General features: G+C 70.8%; 12 protein-coding genes. 7 read left to right on the top strand and 5 right to left on the bottom strand.

Features of this window, described 5'->3' with window-relative positions:
* Positions 1-12: 12 nt before the first annotated feature.
* The 4 genes from BKN51_RS20965 to BKN51_RS20950 all read right to left on the bottom strand — a co-directional run bounded on the left by BKN51_RS20965 (position 13) and on the right by BKN51_RS20950 (position 6,375).
* Positions 13-2,136 carry a hypothetical protein gene (locus tag BKN51_RS20965; protein WP_101609251.1) on the bottom strand — a complete coding sequence of 708 codons (2,124 nt, stop codon included), beginning with the start codon at positions 2,134-2,136 and terminating at the stop codon, positions 13-15.
* Positions 2,123-3,262, bottom strand: coding sequence for a lytic transglycosylase domain-containing protein (locus BKN51_RS20960; protein WP_233223597.1), 1,140 nt, complete (start codon positions 3,260-3,262; stop codon positions 2,123-2,125). Before BKN51_RS20960 ends, BKN51_RS20965 begins: the two co-directional genes overlap by 14 nt.
* A complete protein-coding gene (locus BKN51_RS20955; protein ID WP_101609250.1) occupies positions 3,249-3,557 on the bottom strand; it encodes a hypothetical protein in 309 nt (102 codons plus the stop codon). The genes BKN51_RS20960 and BKN51_RS20955 overlap by 14 nt, the downstream gene beginning before the upstream one ends.
* A 127-nt stretch (positions 3,558-3,684) precedes the next feature.
* Positions 3,685-6,375 (bottom strand): AAA family ATPase, encoded by a 2,691-nt coding sequence (locus BKN51_RS20950; protein ID WP_101609249.1) that lies wholly within the window; start codon positions 6,373-6,375, stop codon positions 3,685-3,687.
* A gap of 301 nt (positions 6,376-6,676) precedes the next feature.
* On the opposite strand from BKN51_RS20950, the gene BKN51_RS20945 reads away from it, so the two are divergent.
* The 7 genes from BKN51_RS20945 to BKN51_RS20920 all read left to right on the top strand — a co-directional run bounded on the left by BKN51_RS20945 (position 6,677) and on the right by BKN51_RS20920 (position 18,978).
* Positions 6,677-9,190: a helix-turn-helix transcriptional regulator gene (locus BKN51_RS20945; RefSeq protein ID WP_101609248.1), complete on the top strand. Its 2,514-nt coding sequence runs from the start codon at positions 6,677-6,679 to the stop codon at positions 9,188-9,190.
* Positions 9,191-9,216: 26 nt separating this feature from the next.
* On the top strand, positions 9,217-11,652 hold the full coding sequence (locus BKN51_RS20940; protein WP_101609247.1) for a right-handed parallel beta-helix repeat-containing protein: 2,436 nt from the start codon (positions 9,217-9,219) through the stop codon (positions 11,650-11,652).
* Positions 11,649-14,042, top strand: a complete 2,394-nt coding sequence (locus BKN51_RS20935; RefSeq protein WP_101609246.1) for a hypothetical protein — start codon at positions 11,649-11,651, stop codon at positions 14,040-14,042. The genes BKN51_RS20940 and BKN51_RS20935 overlap by 4 nt, the downstream gene beginning before the upstream one ends.
* The gene (gene mycP, locus BKN51_RS20930; RefSeq protein ID WP_101609245.1) at positions 14,039-15,259 is read left to right on the top strand and encodes a type VII secretion-associated serine protease mycosin; all 1,221 of its coding nucleotides are present in this window, start codon (positions 14,039-14,041) and stop codon (positions 15,257-15,259) included. Before BKN51_RS20935 ends, mycP begins: the two co-directional genes overlap by 4 nt.
* Positions 15,260-15,657: 398 nt before the next feature.
* A complete protein-coding gene (locus tag BKN51_RS20925) occupies positions 15,658-17,775 on the top strand; it encodes a class III lanthionine synthetase LanKC N-terminal domain-containing protein (protein ID WP_158255776.1) in 2,118 nt (705 codons plus the stop codon).
* Between the two features lie 334 nt (positions 17,776-18,109).
* Positions 18,110-18,457 (top strand): hypothetical protein, encoded by a 348-nt coding sequence (locus BKN51_RS43190; RefSeq protein ID WP_146044362.1) that lies wholly within the window; start codon positions 18,110-18,112, stop codon positions 18,455-18,457.
* Between the two features lie 143 nt (positions 18,458-18,600).
* Positions 18,601-18,978 (top strand): hypothetical protein, encoded by a 378-nt coding sequence (locus BKN51_RS20920; protein WP_199193049.1) that lies wholly within the window; start codon positions 18,601-18,603, stop codon positions 18,976-18,978.
* Positions 18,979-19,217: 239 nt separating this feature from the next.
* On the opposite strand, the gene eccCa is transcribed toward BKN51_RS20920, so the two are convergent.
* On the bottom strand, positions 19,218-23,183 hold the full coding sequence (gene eccCa, locus BKN51_RS20915; protein ID WP_101609243.1) for a type VII secretion protein EccCa: 3,966 nt from the start codon (positions 23,181-23,183) through the stop codon (positions 19,218-19,220).
* Between the last annotated feature and the right edge of the window lie 48 nt (positions 23,184-23,231).

Here is a 23,231-nt window from a genome sequence, read left to right as displayed (position 1 = left end):
CTTCCTCCTCGGTCAGCGTGGTAGCAGGCCGGGTAGCTCACCGAACCGGTTGTGGGCCGCCGCACCGATCTTGCGGTTCGGCTGGGCCTGCGCCCAACGTTCGGCCGCGGCACGCAGCGAGTTGGTCGCCAGTTCGTCGAGGTGGCCCGCCTGCCGGGTCAGTGCCGGATCGGCCTCCTGCCCGGATATTTCGCGCAGCAGCAACCGACCCCGTCGGCCGTGCTCCGGTGCCACTACTTCGAGCACTCGGAAACTGGTGCCTGGCAGGAAAAGCGTCCGCCCGAGCACCTGTTCGTCGCCTTCCGGTTCGAGGGCTTGGGTCAGCCGCGCGGTCATCGACCAGAGCAGTACGTCGACCTCGCCCGGCTGGCTCGGGCACGGCTCGGTCAGCGCGCTGGTGAATCCCCAGTCGGTCACCACGTCGTGGTCCCGGTACAGCTGGAGTTGCGCGGGTGTCGGGGAAGCCCGGTACCCGACCGCTCCCCGGTGTGCCGGCAACCGCGCGAGTCCGGCCGCCGCGCAGCGGGCGAGTGGCACGTGCGGGCCGGTCTCCCCGAACCGGAGAGCCCGGTCGATCTTCTCCCCGTGCGCCGAAAGGTACAGCCGGACCGCGACCGCGTCGGTGTGGACGTCGTCCTCGGCTACCTGGCCGAGCACCCAGGCTCCCGTGTGTTCCGCTACGGCGAAGGCCACCGAACCGGCCATCACGTCGAACTCGAGGCCGAGGCTTTCCCGCAGCCAGGCACGCTCCGCGACCGGCCCCGCGGCCGGAGCCAGCGCGACGGCTTCCGGAGCCGGTCTGCCCTGCGGCCTCGGCAGTTCCGCAGCGCCATGGGCTTCCGGCCGGAGAAAGGGGACCGGGCCCTGCCGCGGTGCCTGCTCGGGCCGCGGCGCGGCGGGAGCGTGCCTGCCGATCGTCCCGGCCGCGACCAGACTCGTGCGGGTCCGGACGTCCGGCGGCATCCGGCTGGCCACGTCGCGCGCGAGCCAGTGCATCCGCGTGGCGCTCTGCTCGGTCGAGTCGTCGAAGAACACCTTGGGCCCGGCGTGGTCGCACGGGTGCGACCGGACGGCGTCCGCGTGGCCGTACCCCTCCGGCGACCGCAGCCACAACCCGGCCTGCACGATCTCGATCACCGCGTCAGGGGCGTACCAGTAGGCGGCGGAATCCAGCTGCGTGACCCCGGCGAAGGGCAGCCAGTGGGTGCGTACGGCTGGTGTCGCGGCGGTCGTGTCCGTGGCCGGGAAGTATTCGACCTCGCGGGCGAAGCAACGCCAGCCGAGCGAACCGTTCGGCCAGATGGTGTGGATCTCAGGCCATTCCGCGCCACCCACCGGGACGCCCGGGTAGCACACCACGGGCTGGTGCACCAACTGCGCCAGCACCTGGCCGAAGTAGCCACCGGGCCCTGCGGCGACCCCGCCGTAGGCGGCGAACCGAACCTGCGGGCGAACATCTTCCGGCAGGCAGCTCCGCAGGTAGGCGACATCCTCGATCCGGACCGGGGCCATGCCAGGGCAACCGACGAGCACGGTCATCGCGTCCGGCCGGCAGGGGACGGTCTCGACCAGACGCCGGCGGTGCCGCGCGACGTGCTCGTCATCGGCGGCGGGATGCAGCCACATTCCCGCCGGTATCGGTTCGGCGATGCCGTTCGACCCGGTGGCCAGCACGTCGCCCACCGCGCGGCTGTCCCACGACGGACGGGGAAAGCGCTTGGCCTCCCAGTGCGACCGTTGCCGTGGCCGGCAGGTCAGCCACCCGCTGCCCGGCCCGCCGTGCACGAGGAGGGAGCCGTTGGCGCCCTGGTGGACCTCGCCGTCCGGCACGACCACCGTGCGGGCGAGCCGCTCGGCCAGCCAGTGCCCGGCCAGTGTCATGGCCTCGCCGTAGCCGCCGGCGATGACCAGCCGGATCGGTTGTCTGCCTCGGGGGATCGCTTCCGCGACCGCCTCCCACATCGCGACCGTCGGGTTCTTCGGCAAGTCGGCGACCACCAGTTCGTGGCCGGGATCGGCCGCGACGGACATCGCGAGGCCGCGTGCGTGCTCGCCGATGGTCTCCCCGGCGGCGATCACGAGCGCGTTGCCGACCGTCGCCCATCGGGTGGCGCGGCTTCGGTCAGTATCCGACATAGCCCTGCCCGTTCTCCAGCCCGGCGACGCCAGGCACGTTGTCGATCGAGCCGTACCGCTTCAGCGCGTACCGGACGGCGGCGATGATGTTGTGCACCGGGTTCCAGATGTCGTCGTGGCCGGGCAGCTTGTACGCGTCGAACGTCGACGGAATGGTCTGCATGAGGCCCTTCGACGGGTGCCCGGCGGCCGCGTTGGAGTCCCAGTTGTTCTGCGCGTGCGGGTTGCCGCCGGACTCGTGCTGGATGATGGCCGCCAGGTCGGCCGGATCGATCGAGCTGATGTCGACGCCGTACTCGCGCAGGATGCGCAGTGCCTCGGTGATCCAGTCGCGGACTTCTCCGGTGGGCGGCGGGCCGCTCGGCCCCGATTCCCCGCCACCGCCACCGCCACCGCCGGAGGCACCGTCACCACCACCGGAGGCACCGCCGCCGGACGACTGACTGTTGTGTCCTTTGTGGATCTGCGCGTTGTTGCCCCCATGGGGCGCTTCCGGGTTGGTGGAGGCCGGCTCGGAGAGGTGGACGGCCGGTTTCGCCTGTGGGTTCTGACCGGGCTGGGTCACGGTGGTGGTGATCGTGATTTTGGAGAAGGTGGGTGCGCCGGCCGTTGCTTTGCGCAGCGCGGCGGCCGCCGTGTCGAGCTCGGCCGCCGCTGCGTCGGTCACCGATCGGATCTCGGTGGCGATGTGCTTGGCGGCCGCGGAAATGGCCGAACTCCGGCTGTCGGCGGCGACGTCCGGGTACACCGCGTCCTGGCTGCGCACCCAGGACAGCAGCCACTCCGACCTCGATCTGGCGAAGTCTTGCGCGCGCAGGACGGAACCCGCCGCCCTGTCCAGCGCGTCGGCCGCGCTCACCGTGGCCTGTTCCAGCTCGGCGCCCGCCTTGATCAGCTTGGCGACCAGCGCCCTTCCGGTCTCCGCGGTGATGCCCGCCAATCCGTCCTCGGCGTCATGCCAGGCCTTCGACAGGGTGGGCATCTCCGCGGCGCACTGTGCCGCCGTGGTTCGCCAGTTCTTCGCGAGGTTCTCCGCGCCGCTGGGCGAGGCGTGGTCGAGCGGCCGGAGAGCATCGGCCACGACCGCGCCATCCGACAGTCCGGCCAGGTCGTCAACAAGGCTCATACCGACTGATCCTCTGGCTGTTCTCGTAGTCGATGGCCTGTGTCTCCAGCATGTGCTTGCCGGACTCGCTGCCGATCGTGTGCACGAGATGCTCGGCGGCCCGCAGCTCATCGCGCAGGGTCTGCTCGAACTCCCGCGCGGCCGCCACCACGGCTCCGGCGCCCTCGACCCGCCCCAGCACGTCGTCGGCGAGCTCGCCCTGTTGCCCTTCCAGCATCGTCAACGTGGCCGTGATGCGGGCGATCACCTGCCGCACCCTGTCCACGGCGTACGGATCCACGACCGTCGTTTCCACCGTGCCTGCCGTCCTCTGTGACGTCTTGTGTCTACTAGGACAAACCTACGGTCGGACCCGTGAGGTCGGCCCGCCGTTGCCCGCACGTCCGCGCCATGTAGGGAAATCCCTCGGCAGCGACGGTCGGCTAACCCGGGAAGGCATCGCCCAGCAGCGCTCTCGCCAGCTCGATCCGGGAAGTGAGGCCGGTGCGGGTGAACAGCCTGCTCAGCCGGCCTTCGACGCTCTTGCCGCTGGTCCGCAGCATCTGTGCGATTTCCTTGTTGCTCAGCCCTTCGGACACCAGCAGGCCCAGTAGCCGCTCGTTCTCGGCCACGGTTTCCCGCCGACCAGGGATCGGGACATCGTGCGCCCGCATCAGGTTGCGCAGCCACGCCCGCTCCAGCAGGGCGTCCAATCCGCCGAAAAGCTCATAGGCCTCGGTGAGCAGGGCCGGGTCGCCGAGCCCGCCACCGGCCAGCCGGGAGATCGACCTTGCCACCTCGAACGGTTGCCCGCGTTCCCTGACGAGCCGGAGGCAGGCTTCGGCCGCCGCGCGGTCTCCGGTCACCGTCGCCCGGATCAGCAACGCGTGCGTGGCGGCACGTCCGTCGGGCATCGCCTCGGCGACCCGGTCGATCTCCACGAGGCACCGCGCCGCGGTGTCCCGGTCGCCGCGAGCCAGCGAGAGCTCGGTGAGCAGTGACCAGCACAGGTCGGTGCCGACGAGCAGCTCGTTCGCAGCCGCCGCATCGAGGGCCTGCCGGAGCCTGCCGGTCGCGTCGTCCGGCTCGCCGAGGGTGTGGTGGATGAGTGCTTCGGCACAGTCGAGAAGGTGCGCCAGCGGTGGGCCCGCCGACCGGCCGCTCGCCAGCATCTCCCTGGCGTTGGTGAGTCGCCCTTGCGCGACCAGCAGCTCGGTGACCTGCAACAACATCGGTGCACGGCCGGGATCGCCGCCTCGCAGCGGGGCCGTGGCCACGCAGCGGCGGCCGAGCTCGATCGCCTGTCCTGCCCACCCGTGCATCGCCGCCAGCAGCGCCCTGCCGGACGGGTTCAGCTGCTCGGCCGGAACATCCGAGTCGGTCAGCAGCTTCTCGGTGCCGCTCAGGTCGCCGGTGGCCAGCAGCCCGGCCGCGTACGCGTCGACCAGCTGTGACCGGAGCGGTTCGACGGTGCGCGAGAGCGGGTCATCGCCCGGCCGCAGGGTGGGTTCGAGCTCCCTCGTCCGGCCACTCCAGAACTCGGCGAGCGAGTGCAGGCAGATGCCGAACAGAGCAGAGGTCTCGGTGCCGCGCCAGGTTTCCGCCGTCCTCGTGAGCAAACTTCTCGCTTCGGCCCAGCGGTCCAGCAGGCTCAACGCCATCGCTCTGGGCACCGGTCCTGGAGGGGGGCCGTGCGGCCGGTCCCGGCGCCGCTCGGCGATCCGCCGGAGGGTGTCGAAATCGCCCTTGGCGTACCGGGTGAACACCGCCATCAGCTGCAGACTCTGGACGGCGTCGCGGGTGAGCTGCTCCGGGCAGTGCTCCAGCAGGGAGGCCGTCTCGTCCAGGCAGCCGTCGGTGTCTCCGGCCAGGTAACCGGCAAGCACCTGCCGGAGGGTGATGCTCGCGTACTGCTCGACGTCCTCCGCGAGGTCGGCGGCGGCACGCAGCCAGCGCCTGGCCGTCGCCGGCCGGTCGGACAGCGCCGCTTCCGCACGGGCCAGCAGCGTGGCGCGAGCCGGTGCCGGGTCGACGAGCCTGCCCGCGGCCGCGATCTGATCGGCAAGGTAGTCCGGGTCGGCGCAGTGTGCGGCACCCGACCACAGGGCGGTGACGGCGATCCTGGCGAGGTGCTGCTTCTCGTACGGTCCGAGAGAGCCGAGCAGTGCGGTCGCGACCAGGGGAATCGGGAAGCGCCATGTCGTCCCGGCCAGGCCACGGTGCAGCACACCGGCTTGGCGCAACACCGCGATCCGGTCGGAGGCCTCGGCTTCGGTGCAGGCGAGTGCTTCGGCGAGCAGCCGGGGCAACGCCGAGCCGAGCGGGTGCAGGACGGCGACCGCCTTGGCGGCGGTCCACGAGTCCGGTCCCAGCTCCAGCATGGCCGTGGTGAGCCTGCGGTGGCCGATGGGTCCGTCGGGTTCTTCAGCGCGGTCGAGGTAGGCATGCCCGGCCGCGAGCCGGATCGAGCCGGTCTGTCGCAGCGTCTCGACCGAGTCGTGCAGTGCGGAAGGGATGCCTCGGCTGCCGCGATGTACATGGTCGACCAGGGCGGCATCGGGCGTGTGCCGGAGCATCGAGGCCAGCTCGGCGGCGACCTCGTCGCGGCGAAGCCCGCGCAGCCGGACGGTATGGACCAAGCCGTCCCGCCGCAACCTGCGGATGGCCGCCCTCCGGAGGTCGCCGTCCCTCGCGATCGCCGGGACCCGCACCGCGCACACACAGCTCACCGCCGTGCCCGCCAGCCTGCGGGCGAGCTGCTCCAGCACGGCGATGTCATCCCGGTCCATCCACTGCGCGTCGTCGATGAGCAGGACCGCCCTTTCGGCCGCCAGCAGCGTTGCGGCCATGCCGGCCGCGGTGAAATAGGCGAGGGCCGGGTCGTCGAACGCGCCGGTGACCGGTCCGGCCACCGGCCACGGTGAATCCCGGTGATCAGACCACCGGTCCGGGAGGTAGCCGGGGATGGCGTCCGAATCGGGGCTGAACCGCATCGCGGCCGTGTGCCGGCCGCGCGCGGCGAGTTCTTCCCGCACCGTCGTCAGCAGCGTGGTCCGGCCGATTCCGGCCGGCCCGGTGACCACGATCAGCGACGGCAGGTCCGGGCGGCCGATCACGTCGAGCAGCTCGTCCATAGGCGAATGCTCGCCCAACTACGTGCCGACCGGGTGCACGGGAACCCACAGGTTCCTGTTCGGACCAGCACTTGTGTCCGTCCTGACAATCGCGCTCACCTGAGCGGCGACGGTCTTTCCTTTGTCGCACCAAGCGCGGGGTTGCCCTGACAAACCCGAAAGGGGTGGCCGAAAGACACTGATCCGCCGGGCGGCTTTGTCCAGATGAGCCGGGTTGGCTAAATGAAGGAAAAGCGCCACTACGGGTGTGTCTGGACGACAGAACCCCAAGAACCGCTCGAAACCAGGGAGGAAGGCGCGCATGGGACGGACGGGCACCGGTTTCGTCGGGCGCGAGAAAGAACTCGCCGCCCTGCGCGAGCACGCGCGGCAGCCCGTCGTGACACTGGTGCGGGGCGTGGCAGGCAGCGGAAAGTCCGAGGTGCTGTCCCGGCTGGGTACGACGCTGGCCACACAGGGCCGACCGGCCCTGTCGCTGCGCACAAGTGGCTCGATGGAGCAGGACCCGTTCGGAATCTTTCCTTTGCTCGCCGGGGTCCGGGAGCGGTTCGAGGAGATCGACGCCGGACCGGACCTGCTCGCCGCCCTGAGCGAGCTCGGTCGACTGTGGACACCCGAGGCCTATCGGGCTGAGCGCAGGGCCGCGTTGCTCGGTGCGCTCGCCGCCCTGCTTTCCGCGCTGGGCGGGAAAACGGCGATCCTGATCGACGACGCCGACCGGATCCCGCGGCCCGCCGTGCTGCTGCGGCTGGCGCGGCGGGCCGGAGTGCCGGTAGTCGTCACCGCCACCCGCGAAGACGCGCGTCCGGTTGTCGAGCCGACCCTGGAACCGCTTGCCCAGCACGTGATCGACCTTCCCCCGCTGTCCGAAGACGACATCCGGACGCTGATCCGGCAGGTCGGTGGGGCACCGGCCGATCCAGGCGTGCCGAGTGCGCTGCGGGCCCGCCTCGGCGATCTGCTGGGCAATCCGGGCACGTTGCTTCCCGTCCTGGCCGATCTGCGTAGCCGGGGCCGGTTCGCCGTCGTGGGTCACCATTTGTGCCTGCGCGACCCAGGGGCACCGATCCCGCTGCCGGACGGGCATCCGCGGCTGGAGCGACTGCGGCAGCTCGGCGAGGTCGGCACCGGCCTGGTTCTGCTGGCCGCGAGCGGGGCCACGTTCGGGCTCGCCCAGTTGCCCGCCTTCGCCGTGGCGACCGCGACACCGTTGCCGGAGTGCGGGCGCACGCTCGACCGGCTCGTGCTGGACGGCGTGCTGTCCACCGATCGCTCCGCCCGGCTGCACGTGCGCCACCCCGCACTCGCCGACGCGGTGATCGAGCGTGCGGGTGCCGACGCCGTCCGGCACCTGCACGCCGGTATCGCCCGCGCCATGCTGAACGACGCCTTCCACGGCGGCCCGGACGAGCTGCCCCTGCTCGAGCACGCGGCGCTGGCCGGAGACGCTCTGCCCGTTCAGCCGACGCTGGTCGAGCTGGCGCGGGCCCGGCCGCGGTGGCGGCAAGGGGTGAGCACGCCCGGTTCGGCGCGAGCGGAGGCGATCGGGTCGCTCCTGCGGTCCGGACGGTACGAGCCGCTGGCGAAACTGGTGGCAGGGCCGGGGTCCGGCGGCGACAGCGCGACGGCGGCGGCCGGGGCGCTGGCCGCGATCCACCTCGGCAGGCGGGTGCCGCTGCCGGTCCGATCCGGCCCCGCGGCGGACCTGTGCGACCGCTGGTTCGCGGGGGAGCCGATCACCCCGGCGGACATCGAGCGGGCGTTCACGCCGCTGACCGGCGAGCGGGACGGACGGCCACGGCTCGGCCCGGAGATGGCGATCGCCTGCGCCCGGCGCGACCTGGTCCCGGTGCTGCGGGCCGTGCTGGGCACTGTCTACGAGGTACCCGCGACCGGACCGCTGGCCGCCTTTCACCGGATGTGCCAGGACTATGCGGCTGGCCGATGGCCCGCCGCGTTGAGCGCGGCCAGGGAGGTTGCGCTGACCGGAACCGGGGACCCGCTCGGCATGGAGTTCGCCAGGTTGCTCGCCGCCGAGATGTGCACCTGGCGAGGGGCGGACCGGGAGGCGGCCGGCTGGCTGGACGACGTGCCCGCCCACGCCCCACTCGGCGCGATGCGCGGCTGGGTCGACAGCGGGCGCCTCTACCTCGCCGGGGACGGTCCCGGCGCGATCACCGCCGGGTGGGCCGCCTACCGGGCCGACGGCGGAACCGGGCCCGGCACGGTCGAACTGTTGTCGCGGCTCGCGGTGATCGCGGTGGAACAGGGCTCCCGCCGGGTCGCCCTGCGGGTGCTCGCCGAGGTGGAAGCCAGGCATCGCCGGGAACTCAGTCCCCGGTCGCGTGAGGCGTGGGCGCTGGCGCACGGCCTGGTGCACGGAGTCGCCACGTGGGTGCGGGCGAGCGAGTCGATGGCTCGCCGCCGTGGTCACCAGCCGGACCGGGTGTGGGCGTTGCTGGCGACCGGGCTGGTCACCGCCGAGCCGCGGCCGTGGCTGTACGAGGGTTACCGGCTCGCGACGACCTTGGGCGGCACATCGCTGCGGGCGAAGGTCAAGAGGGTGATGGCCGATCGCGGCGTCTCCGCGCCGTCGTCCCGTGACCGGCCGCACGAGCTCTCCGAAGTGGAACAGCAGATCGTCCACCTGGTCCAAAGTGGAATGTCGAACCGGCAGATCGCGGCCACGATGCTGATCAGCGAGAAGACGGTGGAGAAACACCTGACGCGACTGTATTTGCAGACTGGCTGTCGCACCCGGCACGAGCTGGCCGCGGCCAGCCTCGGCGGGCGGCTGGAGCGGGTGAGCGCGTGACAGGGCGGGTGCGCGGAGGAGCGAGCATGAGACACACCATCACGGTTTCCCCGGCGGGCCAGGGCTACCGCAGTATCGGCGAGGCCGTCGCCTACGCCCCGAACGGCGCCTTGATCCTCGTCGAGCCGGGCCACTACAGCGAGCAGGTGGTGCTGACCAAACCGGTGACGATCACCGCGGAAAGCGGGCCGGGGACCGTCCGGCTCGCGGCGAGTTCCGGCTCCGCCGTCGTGCTCGCCACGGACTCCGCGGCCCTGTCCGGGTTGACGATCGTGTCCTCCGACGAGGAGACGCCTGCGATCTTCGTTCCCGGCGGGCAGCTCAGCCTCACCGAATGCGAGGTGCGGGCGGTGAGCTGGGCGGCGGTGTACGCGTGCGACGGCGGGACCGTGCTGATGCGCGAGTGCTCGGTGCGCAATCCAGCGGGCGCCGGGGTGGTCGTCGCGGCGGGCAAGGGCGGTGTGCTGGATGGCTGCACGTTGTCCGGCCTCGGCACCTCCGGCGTGGTCGTCGCCGGGGACGGCGGCCTCCTGATGCGTTCCTGCACGGTGGACTCGGCGGAAGGCAACGGGATCTTCCTCAACGGCCAGAGCACGCTCATCGTCGAGGACAGCACGGTACGGGACTCGGGCAAACCGGCGGTCGCGGTGGAGCAGCAGGCCAGTCTGACCGCGACCAGGGTGACGGTGGCGGACACCGGTGCCCTCGGCTGGTTCCTGGCCAGTACCGGGTCGATCCTGCTGGAGGACTGCCGGGTGGAGGGTAGCTCGGCGGAAGGCGTCTACGTGGCCGAGTCCTGCGCACCACAGCTACGCGGCTGCCGGATCCGGGGTGCCGGGGGCAGGGGACTGCATTTCGCCGACCGGTCCGGCGGTGTGGTCAGCGGCGTCGAGATATCCGATGTGGACGGAGCGGGTATCGGGGTGACCGAGCGGAGCGTGCCCGAGTTCGACGGCGTCGACGTGCGGGAGTGCACCGTCGGCGTGTACGTCGACGAAGGTGCGGACCCGTTCTTCCAGCGGCTCTACGTGCGGGACAGCCGGGACACGGCGATCGCCGTCACCGGGGAGGCACGAGGACGGCTGGACCGGGTGGAGATCGATGGCGCGGCGGCGGCGGGCCTGGTGGTGGCCGGTGGTGCCCGTCCCGCGGTGAGCGGGCTGAGCGTGAAGGGGGCCGGGACGTCGGCCGTGGTCGTCGCCGAGGCGACGTTGGCGCTCACCGACGCCGACATCACCGGGACGGGCGGGGACGGTGTGCTCGTCCGGGCGGGCGGTGACCTTTCGCTGACCAAAAGCCGGGTGCACGGCAGCGGTGGTACGGGGCTGAGGTTCGAGCCCGGCGCGTCCGGCAAGGTGACCGAATCGGAGTTCAGCGGCGGATCCGCCGACGGGATCAGGGTGGAAACCGACGACACGGTGTCCGTTGTGGACTGTGTGGTGCGGGACAACCACGGCAGCGGCCTCCGGCAGACCGTGGCCGGTGCCGCGATCGAAGTCAACCGGCTGACCAGTAGCGGCAACGTCGGGTCCGACGCGTACGGCGTCGCGGTGACCGCTGACGCGCCCAGGCACGCGGCACCCACCGGGCCTCAAGGGACCGGCGGGACCGATTCGCGGCCCGCGACGCGCCCGAACTCGGGCAAGGACCCGCTCGCCGAACTGCACGACCTGGTCGGGCTGGCCGGCGTCAAGGCCGAGGTCACCTCCCTGGTCAACCTGAACAAGATGGCCCAGCGGCGGATCGACGCGGGCCTTTCCGCCCCGCCGATGTCGCGGCACCTGGTGTTCGCCGGGGCACCCGGCACCGGCAAGACGACCGTGGCCCGGCTGTACGGACGCATCCTGGCCCAGCTCGGCGTGCTGCGGTCCGGGCATCTGGTCGAGGTGGCCAGAGCGGACCTCGTCGCCCAGATCATCGGTGGCACGGCGATCAAGACCACCGAGGCGTTCACCAGCGCGCTGGGCGGTGTGCTGTTCATCGACGAGGCCTACACACTCAGCAGCGGGGGCGGCGGCACCGGGCCCGACTTCGGCCGCGAGGCCATCGACACGCTGGTGAAACTGATGGAGGACCACCGCGACGACGTGGTCGTGGTGGTGGCGGGCTACTCGGCCGAGATGGAGCAGTTCCTCGCGGCCAACCCCGGGATGGAGTCCCGGTTCAGCCGCACCATCGAGTTCGTCAACTACACGCCGGACGAGCTGGTGACCATCGTCCGCTCGCTGTGCCAGAAACACGACTACCGGCTGGACGAGGGAGCCGCCGACGCGCTGTCCCGCTATTTCGACAAGATTCCCAAGGACGGCACGTTCGGCAACGGCCGCACCGCCCGCCGCGTGTTCGAACGGATGGCCGACCACCAGGCGTCCCGCCTGGCAGGCGCCACGTCGGTGGAACCGGCCGAGCTCACCAAGCTGACCGCCGCCGACCTGGACGCCGAGACCGGGCAACCGGCATGAGTCTGGTCGGGGAGTGGCGGGGGCCGCACGTGCTGGTGCGGCACCGGGAGGAGCCCGCCTGGACGGAGGCGTTTCTCACCTGGGCGCCCGCCGTACCAGGCCAGCTGTTCGTGCTGGCCACGCGACGGGTCGCGGGCGAGCCTTCGGTGGGTGTGCAACTCGGCTCGCTGCTCCGGGCCATGCTGGCGAGCCGGGACAGGGCAGTGGAGGTCGGCGCGATCTGGCTCGGCGCGGCCGGGCTGGCCAGGACGCCGGACGGCGTGTGGTCGGCCAGCCACGATCTCGGCGTGGACATCCTCGCCCCGGACGGCGTACCGGTCGCCGTGCCGGGGGCCGCGATGTACGCGGGGTACGGCACCGGCGGCACCGGGTGGTACCGCTTCCGACCGGGGCTGCCCGGCCGATGGGCGGGCACCCGGTACCCGGCCCCGGCGTGGGAACGGGCGTTGCCCGCTGAGCCGGTGGCCACGAGGGGTGCCGTCGCGCTGCCGGTTCCCGCCGGGGTCGCCGTCCGGCACAGCTGGGCGCCGACGGAGCACGTCGAGGGAACGTTCGTGGTGCCGGTCGACCACCGGCTGCCGAAGGTCGTCGTCGGTGACGCCGGGCCGGTCCCGGCACCGGAACAGGTGGCGAGTGTGCTCGGCGAGCTGCGGCTCGGCCGGTTCCAGCTGGTCCCCGGCCATCCGGACGTCGCGGCCCACGTCTGGCAGGCGGAGCTGGCCATGGTGCTGGGCGAGGAGGTCGTGTTCAGTACCGGCACGCAGCGCGCCTCGGCGACCGGGATGCTGCACACGGTCGTGCCGGATGTGGCGGGCGCACGACGGTTCCGGCCGCTTCCCACCGTGCTCAGGCAACCCGCGGGTACGGGGGACCAGGAGGTGCTCGCCGTGACGGAGCCACCGCCCGGCTGGATCCGGCACGGGCCGCGATCGTGGTGTCCTTCCGACGAGGACGGGCAGACAGCGCACGTGGCCGACGTGGTGCCCTCGGGTGTGGTGATCCGGCCGGCCGGATCACCCGAGTTCACCCCGCCCGCGCCGTTCGACCCGGCGGTGTGGACCCTGACCATCGGCGTGCCGGGTGAACGGGTCGGCTTCGCCCTGCTCCGCGCCGCGGATCGGTTGCTGGCAGGCCTGAACGGCGACCAGCGCGCCGCGCTGAGCGTGAGTCTGGCCGGCACTCTCGACGAGGGCGCCGTGGCGGCTATCGAGCACGGCGCGCTCTCCACCCCCGAGTTGTGTGCAGCCGTGCTCGCCGACGACACAGCCGAGGAGACGGCACCCGGCCCGGACCCCGAGCCCGCGGCCGCACCGGCCGTCCGGCCCGCGGCGACCGGACACCGGATCGTGACCCCCTCACCGATTCCGGTGGCCACTGTGTCAGGTGTGCCTGCCGGATCGGTGAGCAGTTTCGGCAGCGCCGTGGCGCCGACCGTGCCGGAGCCCGCGGAGACGGCGACCGAGGCATGGGCGGAGGAGGTGGTCGCCCACCCGGCGGAGCCGCGGGCCGTCGAACCGGCGGAGCGGCCCGAGCCATCCGCCCCGGTCCCGGTGGTCGCGCTGGACCTGCCGGACCGGGCCAGCACCACGGCGGAGCAGGCCCGGCTCGCCGAGGCCGCCGGGGAGCGGTTCGCCGAGGCGCTGGCCGCGGTGAACGCGGCGATGGCGTCCTGGCCGTCCCTGCGGCAGGAGAACGACCACGGCGTCAAGACCGACTACGTGGCCGTGTACCTCTACTTCGGTACCGGCGACGGTGCGGGTCCCGCGCTCAACGACGCCGTGCACACGGGCCAGGACCCGCCACTGGACGGGCACCTGCCGTGCCTGGTCTCCGGGGTCCGCAGGCTGCCCACCCACCGCCGTCCGGTCCTGCGCCAAGGCCTCTCGGCGGACGCGGTCGAGCGGCACGGCGCACCGGGCACGGTGCTGACCGAGCCCGGATTTCTCAGCGCCAGTACGGAACTGGACGTCACCTTGCCCGACGCGGCTTTCGACGTGCTGATCTGGCCGAGCACGGCCCGCCGGACCACCGAGTTGCTGCCCGGCGGTGCGTTGAACGAGACGATCTTCATGGCCGGGGCGAGGTTCAAGGCGCTCGCGGTGCGTACGGCCGAAGGCCAGCCGGATCACGAACCGGGTAGCCCGGCCGCGCCGAGGGACGCCGTGTTGCTGCGGGAGCTCGCTCCGGGGGAGTCGCCGGGCTCGACGGAGCTGGACGCCAGGGACCTGGCTGTTCTGGAGCGGTTGGACCGGGTACTGGCGAAGCGACAGGAGGCGGCGATCCGCCTGATGGACGATGGAGGTGCGGTGGCCAGGCTGACCACATCGCTGCTTCAGGTGCGGGCCGACATCGCGCAGCGAGACCGGATGCCCATGGAGACGGCGTCATGACCGCGGTGCGCCGCCTGTCCGGGTACGCCGCGACGCTGGCCGTGTTGCTGGCCGTCACGCCGGTACCCGCGCACGCCCAGGGCGAGCCGCAGCCGTTGCCGGAACGCCCGCAGGAGTGCCTGCCTCCGCCACAGGAGACCGCGGTGCGCACACCGTGGCCGCAGCACATGTTGCAGCCACAGCAGGTGTGGCCGCTCAGCAAGGGCGAGGGCGTCACAGTCGCCGTCGTGGACACGGGGGTGGACGCGGCCAACGCACAGTTCGGCGGCCGGGTATCGGCTGGAGCGGACGTGACCGCGAACGGCGCCGCCAACGACGACTGCCTCGGCCACGGCACGTTCGTCGCCGGGATCGTCGGCGCCGCCCCCGTGGCGGGCAGCGGTTTCGCCGGGGTGGCGCCCGCGGTCACGATCCTGCCGATCCGGGTGGCCACCACGATGGACAACGACAAGGCCGGTTCGCTGACGCCGAAGCGGCTCGCGGACGGTATCCGCCGGGCGGTGGACGGCGGGGCCGGCGTGATCAACGTGTCCGCCGGGACCACGGACCAGAGCCCGGAGCTGGCCGCCGCCGTGCTCTATGCCGAGCAGCGGAACGTCGTGGTCGTCGCCTCGGTCGCCAACGAAAAGGAGCAGGGCGTCAAGGCGACCTACCCGGCGGCGTTCCCGTCGGTGCTCGCGGTGGGTGCGGTCGACTCGGCCGGGGCGCACGTGGAGACCTCGGCCGTCGCCAGGTACGTCGGTCTGGCCGCGCCGGGCAAGGACGTGATCAGCATCGGCCCGGGCGGTCCCGGGCACTGGCAGGGCAGCGGGACCAGCTACGCGGCGCCGTTCGTGGCGGGTACGGCGGCGCTCGTGCGGGCCTATCACCGTGACCTCGACGCTGCCGGAGTGCGGGATCGGTTGCGGGCCACCGCGATCCCGCCCGCCGCCGCGGTGCCCGACCCGGCTCTCGGCTGGGGCACGGTCGACCCGGTGGCTGCGGTGACCGAGGTGTTGCCCGGAAAGAGCGGTGCGCTGATCCGGCCCCCGGACTTGCGGCCACCGCCTCCGGCCGCCACGGAGGAACTGCACACCGTGCTGGCGGTGGCCGGTGTGCTCGCGGCGATCGGGGGTTCGTTCGTGCTGGTGTGGCTGGCCAGGCTGGTCGGCTCGGCCCACCGCCGCCGCTGGCGCCCGGCCCGCACGATCCGCCCGAAACCCACCACCGAGCCGTAATCCCCGAGGTGTCGGCCTCGTCGCACGATTGTTCCCATGTCGCATTGGAGACGCTCAGCGTCACAGATGCGACATGGGGAACCTCGCCTGCTGGTCATTTCAGTTCCATTTCGGACATTCGAATTCTGACCCGGCGAACGCGGCAGCCGTGCGCATATAAAGAGTTCGTAATGTAATAAGGGGCAGCTCCCGTTCATGGAAGGGGCAAATTGTTACCCGCCCGCCGTGTCTGCCATTAGTGTTTTCACCAGCTGAAGCGTAGTGAAACTTCGTGTCCGCCGGAGAAACGTGGGAGCGCCATGGCAGGGACGGACTGGAGCCTCGCGATGATAGCGAGCCCACGATTCCACGAACGGATTTTTCTCGTCGATGACGAGCAAGAGCGCTTTCTTCCCCCGGTGCAGGCAGCCGATGCGCAGGTGACGCACCGGAACATCTGGACCGTGGTGGCGTTCGGGGAGGAACTTCCCGAACAGGGCTGGAAGATTCACGTCTCGACCACCCCGGCGCTGGCGCGGGCGACGCTGGCCGTCGCCGCGGCGCTGTGCGCCGAACGGAAAGTCGATTTCAAGTACCTGCGCAGCAAGACGCTGCTCGACGCGATGAACGGCAAATACGCGCCTCGAGTCTCGTCCGGGAAGTTCCTGACCGTCTACCCGCGAGACGACGACGAGTCGGTGTACCTGCTCGACGCGCTCGCCAGAGAACTCAGGGGCTTTCCGGGTCCGTACGTGCTCAACGATCTGAGCTGGTCGGACGACAGCCCGGTCTTCACCCGGTACGGCGCGTATCGGGAGCTCACCATGCCCGGCACCGAAACGCCGGTCCCCGCCATCCGCGACGACCGCGGTCGGCTGGTGCCCGACCCCCGCGGGGTCGCGTTCACGGTCCCGGACTTCGTCAGTCCCCCTCAGGCCGTCCTGGCCCGGCAGCAGGAGGTGACCGGTCAGGTGGTGGTCCGCTCCGGCGTGCGGGCCACCGAAGCCCTGCACCTCTCCAACGGGGGAGGCGTTTATCGCGGCACCGACGCATCGGGACGTCGTGTGCTGCTCAAAGAGGCCAGGCCTTTCACCGCTCCGTTCGGTTCCGGTTCCGACGCGGTCGAGCTCCTGCACCACGAGTTCCAGATGTTGAGCCGATGCCGGGCGGTGCCCGAGGTGGTCGGCGTCCACGGAATCGAACGCCTGTGGAACCACTGGTTCCTCGTCGAAGAATTCATCGAGGGGGAGACACTGGCCGCCGCCGCGGCCGATCGGCGTGAGCGACTCAGCGGGCAAAGCTATGCGGAGTGGGTCGGCGCCGTGCTCGACAAGGTCGCCGCCGCCGTGAAGAAGGTGCACGAAGCGGGTGTCGTCATCGGCGACATCCATTCGCGAAACATCATGCTCACCGCCGATGACGCGGTGCGCCTCATCGACTTCGAAGCGTCCTACCCGATCGACCGGCCACGACCCCACGCCATCGGCGCGCCCGGTTTCTTCGCGCCGGACAAGGACGACGTCGACGCGCACGCCATCGCCGTCCTGCGGCTGTGGCTGTTCAACGACCTGCCGTCGCTGGCCCCCCTCGACCCCACCGCCGTGGCCCGCGGATACGCCCTGGCCGAGGCCCGGTACCCGGTCGGCGGCCCCGACTTCGCCCAGGCGGTGGATTTCCTGGGCGTCGAGCCCGCCGAACACCGCGTCGTCGATGACGAGTCGCTGCGGTCCTTCATCGCGGCGCGCGCGACACCCGACCGCGATGATCTGCTGTTTCCCGGTTCGGCGCTGTCCACGTCCGGCTACCGGGGAAGGAATGTCTTCGACGGTGCCGCGGGAGTGCTGTGGGCGTGGCGGTGCTCGGGGGTCACCCCTCCCGCACCGTGGGTCGACTGGCTCGCTCGGCGAGCGTGGGCGGTGCGTGAGCCGGCCACCCCCGGTTTCGCCGGTACGCTGGGCACCGCGACGGTGCTGGATCTGCTCGATCATCCTCGCGGACGGGACCTGGCGGACTACGTCGCGCACGAGCGCTGGGTGTTCACCAGTGACACCTTCGACGCAGGCCGGTTCGGCGCGATCGTCGGCTATCTCGGTTTCCACCTGCGCTCGGGCGGTTCCGCCCACGGTGACACCCTCGCCCGGTTGGCCGGGTCCCTCCCTTTCCCCGAACCTGGATCGTCAGCGGTGACACCCCACGCCCTGCTGGGGTGGGCCGGACTGCTGGCACTCGACTGGGGCGCGGTGGCCCTCACTCTCGCCGCAGCCGACGCCGAGGCCGATCTCGACGTCCGGGCCGCCGCGGTGGCGGAGATGCACGCGCGTGCCGTCCGGACGACGGAGGGCATCGCGGTTCCCGCCGAGGGGCTGCTCCGCCTCAGTTGCGACCTGACCGCTGGTTCGGCCGGACTGCTCCTCGTACACGCGTCGTTGTCCTCGGGGGTCAATCGGCTGGCCGACCTCCTGGTGCCTGGGCTGGTGACCCGCCCGATCGCGGGATCCGTGCCAGGACCGTCCTTGACGGTCGCCGGCCCACTATGAGCTCACGGTGGTCCGCGCCCGGGGACGGTCGCGTTGTCACCGCGAGAAACAACAAACCCACACCGAACAAAGGAAGTGACCATGAACATCCTCGGCCTGCAAGAGATGACCGTGGACTCCGAGCCGACCGACGTGCCGGAAGCCGCGTCGTCCGTCATGACTCTCGGGTGCCTCGGCTGACCTGAGTCGATGCGCGTGACGTCCGGCCGCGCGCAACGGGGATCGCGTCGCGATACGCGGTAGCGACCTCGCAGGCTGCCGAGATCGGCCGCCTTCGGCGATTCGTAATCCTATCGTGGAGGTTTGGTTGAAACGAAATATCAAGAGGTTGACGTTGACCGCGCTGGCCACAATCGCCATTTTTGGCACAATTCCCGCCGGTACCGCGGCTGCGGCCAACGAGGTGGCATGTGACAACAATCGGAACGATTTCCTCATGGTCTATGTGCATTGGGCTGAAGGGCCCAATCGTGCCTACTGTTTCGCGAACGGGGGTGAGATCGACATGAAGGACTATTGGGGAAGGTCGGCGTGGATGGTCAGGTTCTGGACGGGAAACAACAGGGTGCAGTGGTTTGGTGACGGGCGCTGGCAGCCGAACGTACCCGTGGAAAAGTGGACCCAGTATGAATTCCCCAATAATCCCGGCGGAGTGAAGATCCAATCACTGGCGATAGTCTGATCGCCTCCGGTGGTCAGGCCTATCGGCCCGGCGAGCAGTTCTTCGGCGCTTGTATCGCGTGTGGACATCGATCACCGCGATAATGTGACAGTGATGCGAATCGGGTTCATCACGCCCGGAAAATCAGGTCAAGGAGGATTCAGTTGGCGCTGAACGTCAAAAAGTTGGTCCTGTCCGCCGTTGCCGCCCTCGCGATGTCGATCGTGATTCCGGTCGGCGTTGCGGAGGCGACCGACATCGTTCCGTGCGCAGGCAGGGACGACTTCCTGAACATCACGGTGCATCCGATCAACGACTCGAGCTACGAGCAGTGTTTCGCGAACGCCGGAGTGCACAGTGTCTACAACAAGTGGGGCAACGGCGGAGCGATGTGGCTGGACAAGTTCTGGACCGGAAACAATCGCGTCCAGTGGTACGGCGACGGGCGCTGGCAGCCGGAAAACCCGGTGGACAAATGGGTCCTGTTCAGCTTTCCCGGCCACCCCGGCGGAGTGAGAATCGAACAGATCAGGATACTTTGAGCGGTTCCCGGGCGTCATGATGGCAGTGTGCTTGATCGCGGCTCGCGATCAAGCACACTGCCATTCCAATGGTTCCGGCTCGGCCCAAGCCCCGAGAAGCAGACCGACCCCCATCGACGATGAAGGAATCGGGACACTCAACGTCCCGATTCCTTCATCGTCGACAACCGGCACGTGCGTGAGCCGCCACCCCGCCACATGAGGTGCCAGCACGCCGGCGCTGCCTCGGCCCCGCTCGGTCAGTCCGTGACCCGGGGGGTTTGCACGAGCTGGACGGTGCGCCTGCGGTTGATGTACTGCGCGCGTCCGGCAGGCAGGGTCCGTGGGCGCACGTTGCCGAGGAACGAGCCCTCGTCCCTCGGGCAGGACAGCAGCAGGCCGGGGGTGCCGAGTTCCCACATGCGCCGGACGGCCGGGTTCATCATGGACCGGCTCGCGCCCGAGGTGGAGCGGGCGATGATCACGTGCAGCCCGATGTCGGCGGCCTGTGGCAGCAGCGGCAGCAGCGGCTCGAGCGGGCCGCTGCCCATGCCTTCGACCAGTTCGAAGTCGTCCACGATGACGTACAGCCTGCCGCCGGTCCACCAGTCGCGCTGGGGCAGCCTGCCGGGACTGATGTCCGGTCCCGGGAGCCGTTCCCGCAACGTGATCGCGGCTCCGGTGAGGAACTCGGTGAGGGCGTCCGCGCCCACCGTGTAGCTGATCTGGCTTTCCTCCGGGATCGCGTCGCGCAGCTCGCGCCGGAAGTCGCCGAACAGCACCCTGCCCTCGCTCGGGTGGTGGTGCGCGGCCACGGCCCGTGCGATGTGCCGCAGCAGGTTGGTCTTGCCGGACTCGGTGTCGCCGTAGACCAGCAGATGCGGGCTGGCGTCGAAGTCGTGCCACAGCGGTTCCAGCTTGCCGTCCTCGATACCGAGGCACACCCGCATCTCGGCGGCGGGGCCGGGCGCCTTCGGCCCCGGCAGCTCGGCGGCGGACACCGAGACCGGTAGCAGCCGCACCTTCGGCGCGCTGGGAGCTGCTGGCGTCGCCAGCGCCTCGGCGAGCTCGATCGTCGCGTCGGCCAGGTCGTCGGTGCTGGACGCGCCGTCGATCCGGGGCAGCGCGGTGAGGAAGTGGAACCCGTCCATGGTGATCCCCCGGCCGGGGACCTCCGGCACGGTGGCGGCGAGTTTGCTGATCACCTCGGAGTCCACCGGATCGCCGAGCCGCAGCTCGAACCGGGTGCCGAGGACGTCACGCAGCCACGGCCGCATCTCCGACCACCGGTTCGCGGCCACCACCAGGTGGATGCCGAAGCTCAGGCCGCGCGCGGCCAGCTCGGTGAACTGGTCCTCCACGTCGTCGAAGTCCTGCCGGATGGTGTACCAGCCGTCGACGACCAGGAACACGTCGCCGTAGGGGTCCTTGTCGGCGAACCTGCCCTGTGCCCTGGCCCTGCGGTAAGACGCCATCGAGTCGATGTTGTGCTCGGCGAACAGCGCCTCGCGCCGGGACATCAGGTTGATGATCTCCCGCACGGTCCTGGTCACCCGGTCGCGGTCCAGCCGGTTGGCCACGCTGCCGACGTGCGGCAGGCCGGCGAGCACGCTGAGTGTGCCGCCGAAGTCCAGGCAGTAGACCTGCACCTCGGCCGCGGTGTGGGTGAGCGCGAGCGCGCTGACGATGGTGCGCAGCAGGGTGCTCTTCCCCGCCTGCGGGCCGCCGACGATCGCGATGTTGCCCCTGTTCCCGGCCAGGTCCGCGACGAGCAGTTCCCGGCGCTGCTGAGCGGGCAGATCGATCAGTCCCACCGGGACGGCCAGGTTCGCCGTGTGCAGGTCGCCGACCGGACGCGGCCCGAGGTCCGGGTGGTCCACCAGTGGCGGCAGCAGCTGGTCCAGCGTGGCGGCCTGCCGCAGCGGTGGCAGCCACACCTGATGGGCCTGCGGCCCTACGCCCCGCATCCGTTCGATGAGCACGTCGATCATCGTCTGCGTGGCGGCCTCCTCGGCGGACTCGGCTTCCGGTTCCGGCTCGGGGGTCGCCGGGGGCTCGACGTAGTCGGTGCCGAAGTCGACGATGTGCTGTTCGACCGAGGCCAGCTTGCCGGTCCGCCGCCGCGGCCGGTAGGGCGCGGAGGCGTAGGCGCCCTTGAACCGCAACAGGGTTTGGGTGTCCGGCCGCAGATAGCCATTGCCGGGACTGTTCGGCAGCTCATAGGCGTCCGGGACGCCGATGACGCTGCGCGACTCCATCGCCGAAAAGGTGCGCAGGCTGATCTTGTAGGAGAGATGGGTTTCGATCTTGCTGATCCGGCCCTCGTCCAGCCGCTGCGAGGCCAGCAGCAGGTGCACGCCGAGGCTGCGGCCGAGGCGGCCGATCATGGCGAACACGTCGATGAACGTGGGCTTGCTGGAGAGCATCTCGCTGAACTCGTCGACCACGATGAACAGCGCGGGCATCGGCTCCAGCCGCGCACCCTGCGCGCGGGCCTGTTCGTACTCCCGCCGGGACGAGTAGTTGCCCGCCGCCCGCAGATGTTCCTGTCGCCGGTTGAGCTCGCCGGTCAGCGCGTCCTGCATCCGGTCGACCAGTTCCAGCTCGTCCACCAGGTTGGTGATCACCGCGGAGGTGTGCGGCAGCTGGTCGAAGCCGAGGAACGCCGCCCCGCCCTTGAAGTCGACCAGCACGAAGTTCAGCTCCTCCGGCGAGTGCGTCGTCGCCAGGGCGAGCACCAGGGTGCGCAGCAGTTCGCTCTTGCCCGACCCGGTGGCGCCGATGCACAGCCCGTGCGGGCCCATGCCGTCCTCGGCGGCTTCCTTGATGTCCAGTTCCAGCGCGGTGCCGTTGGCGGCGATACCGATGGGCACGCGCAACCGCCGCCTGCCGGTCTTTCGCTCCCGCCGGTACTTGGCCAGGTCGAAGGTCCGGATGTCGCCGATTCCGAGCAGCGAGGCCAGGTCGTAGTCGCCGGCCAGCGGCTCGTCGTCCTGGGCGGCTTCGCCGATCCGGTGCCGGGCCATGCACCTGGCCAGCGCGGCGGCGGCGGTCTGGCTCATCCTGTCCGGGACGCACAGCGGACTGGTCACGGCCTTGCCGAGCCGGTCGAAGTTCACCGTGGACAGCTGCTCACCGTCGGTATCCAGGAACAGGGCACTCGGCCGTGATTGCCAGCTGAGCGCGCCGGAGACGTCCAGGACCACCGCGTTGCGGTAGCCCTCGTCGGCCGCCCGGTGCTCGTCGGGCACGTTCACTCCGTCCAGCACGATCACCATCAGTGGTTCGGACGTGGTGACCGGGGTGTTCGCCTCGAAACTGGGGCGACCGGCGAACTCGGGCCCGCCGATCAGGTCCTCCAGCTCGCCGAGTTCGGTGGTGATCAGCCTGCGTGGGCCCGCGGCGTCGTGGTGGTCGGGGTCCTGGTTGTGCGGCAGCCATTTCAGCCAGTCCCAGCGGGACAGGCGTTCATCGGCGGCGCAGACCGCGATCCGCACGTCGCCGGGGGCGTGCGCGGTGGCCAGCTGGGCGAGCATGGCGCGGGTGAGGCCGAGCACCGCTTCGTCGTCGCCGCGCAGCTGTACTTGCGCGAACCCGCGCAGGTACACCGCGATCGGCGCGTCCGGCAGGGTGGTGTAGGCCCGCAGGAACCGGCGCAGCGCGTGCGCGGCCAGCGGCTCCAGGTCCTCGACGGGCTTGGTGTCCGGCGGGGTCAGGGTGAGTGCGGACTGCTGTTTGCCGAGGCCGATCCGCACCTCGCCGAAGTCGTCGTGGGCGAGGCGCCGCTCCCACAGCCGGTAGCCGAGGGCGACCGACCACAGCGCGCCGGGATCGGGATGCACCCAGCGTGCCGCCGTCCGCTGCGCGTCCAGTGACGAGCGCACCCGTCCGCGGAGCTGGGCGAGATAGCGGATGTAGTCCCGGCGGTGCCCGTTGAGCTGACGCTTGTGCTGCACCGCGTTGCGCAGCAGCCCGACGACGAGCATCGCGACGACCGAGGCGCCCATGATGGCCCCGCCGACGAGCGCGAACACACCTCCGCCCGGCCGCAGGATCATCATCATCATGCCGAGGGAGCCGAGCGCCATCGGCGCGTACATCAGCACCGAACTCATCCCGCCGTCGGCCTGTTCCGGGATGGGGGGCGGCTCCTGGATCTTGATCTCGTCGGTCGGCGCGGCCGGCTTGGGCCGCCGCGACCGCCGGGCGAACAGCACTGTGCTCACGCTGCCACTCCTTGGTGGGGGTAGTTCCTCTTTTCCGGCCCTCGGACG

The organism is Amycolatopsis sp. BJA-103 (assembly GCF_002849735.1).
Taxonomy (GTDB): Bacteria; Actinomycetota; Actinomycetes; order Mycobacteriales; family Pseudonocardiaceae; genus Amycolatopsis.
The sequence above is the reverse complement of the archived record's forward strand: the minus strand, read 5'-3'. Positions and strand labels throughout refer to the sequence as shown.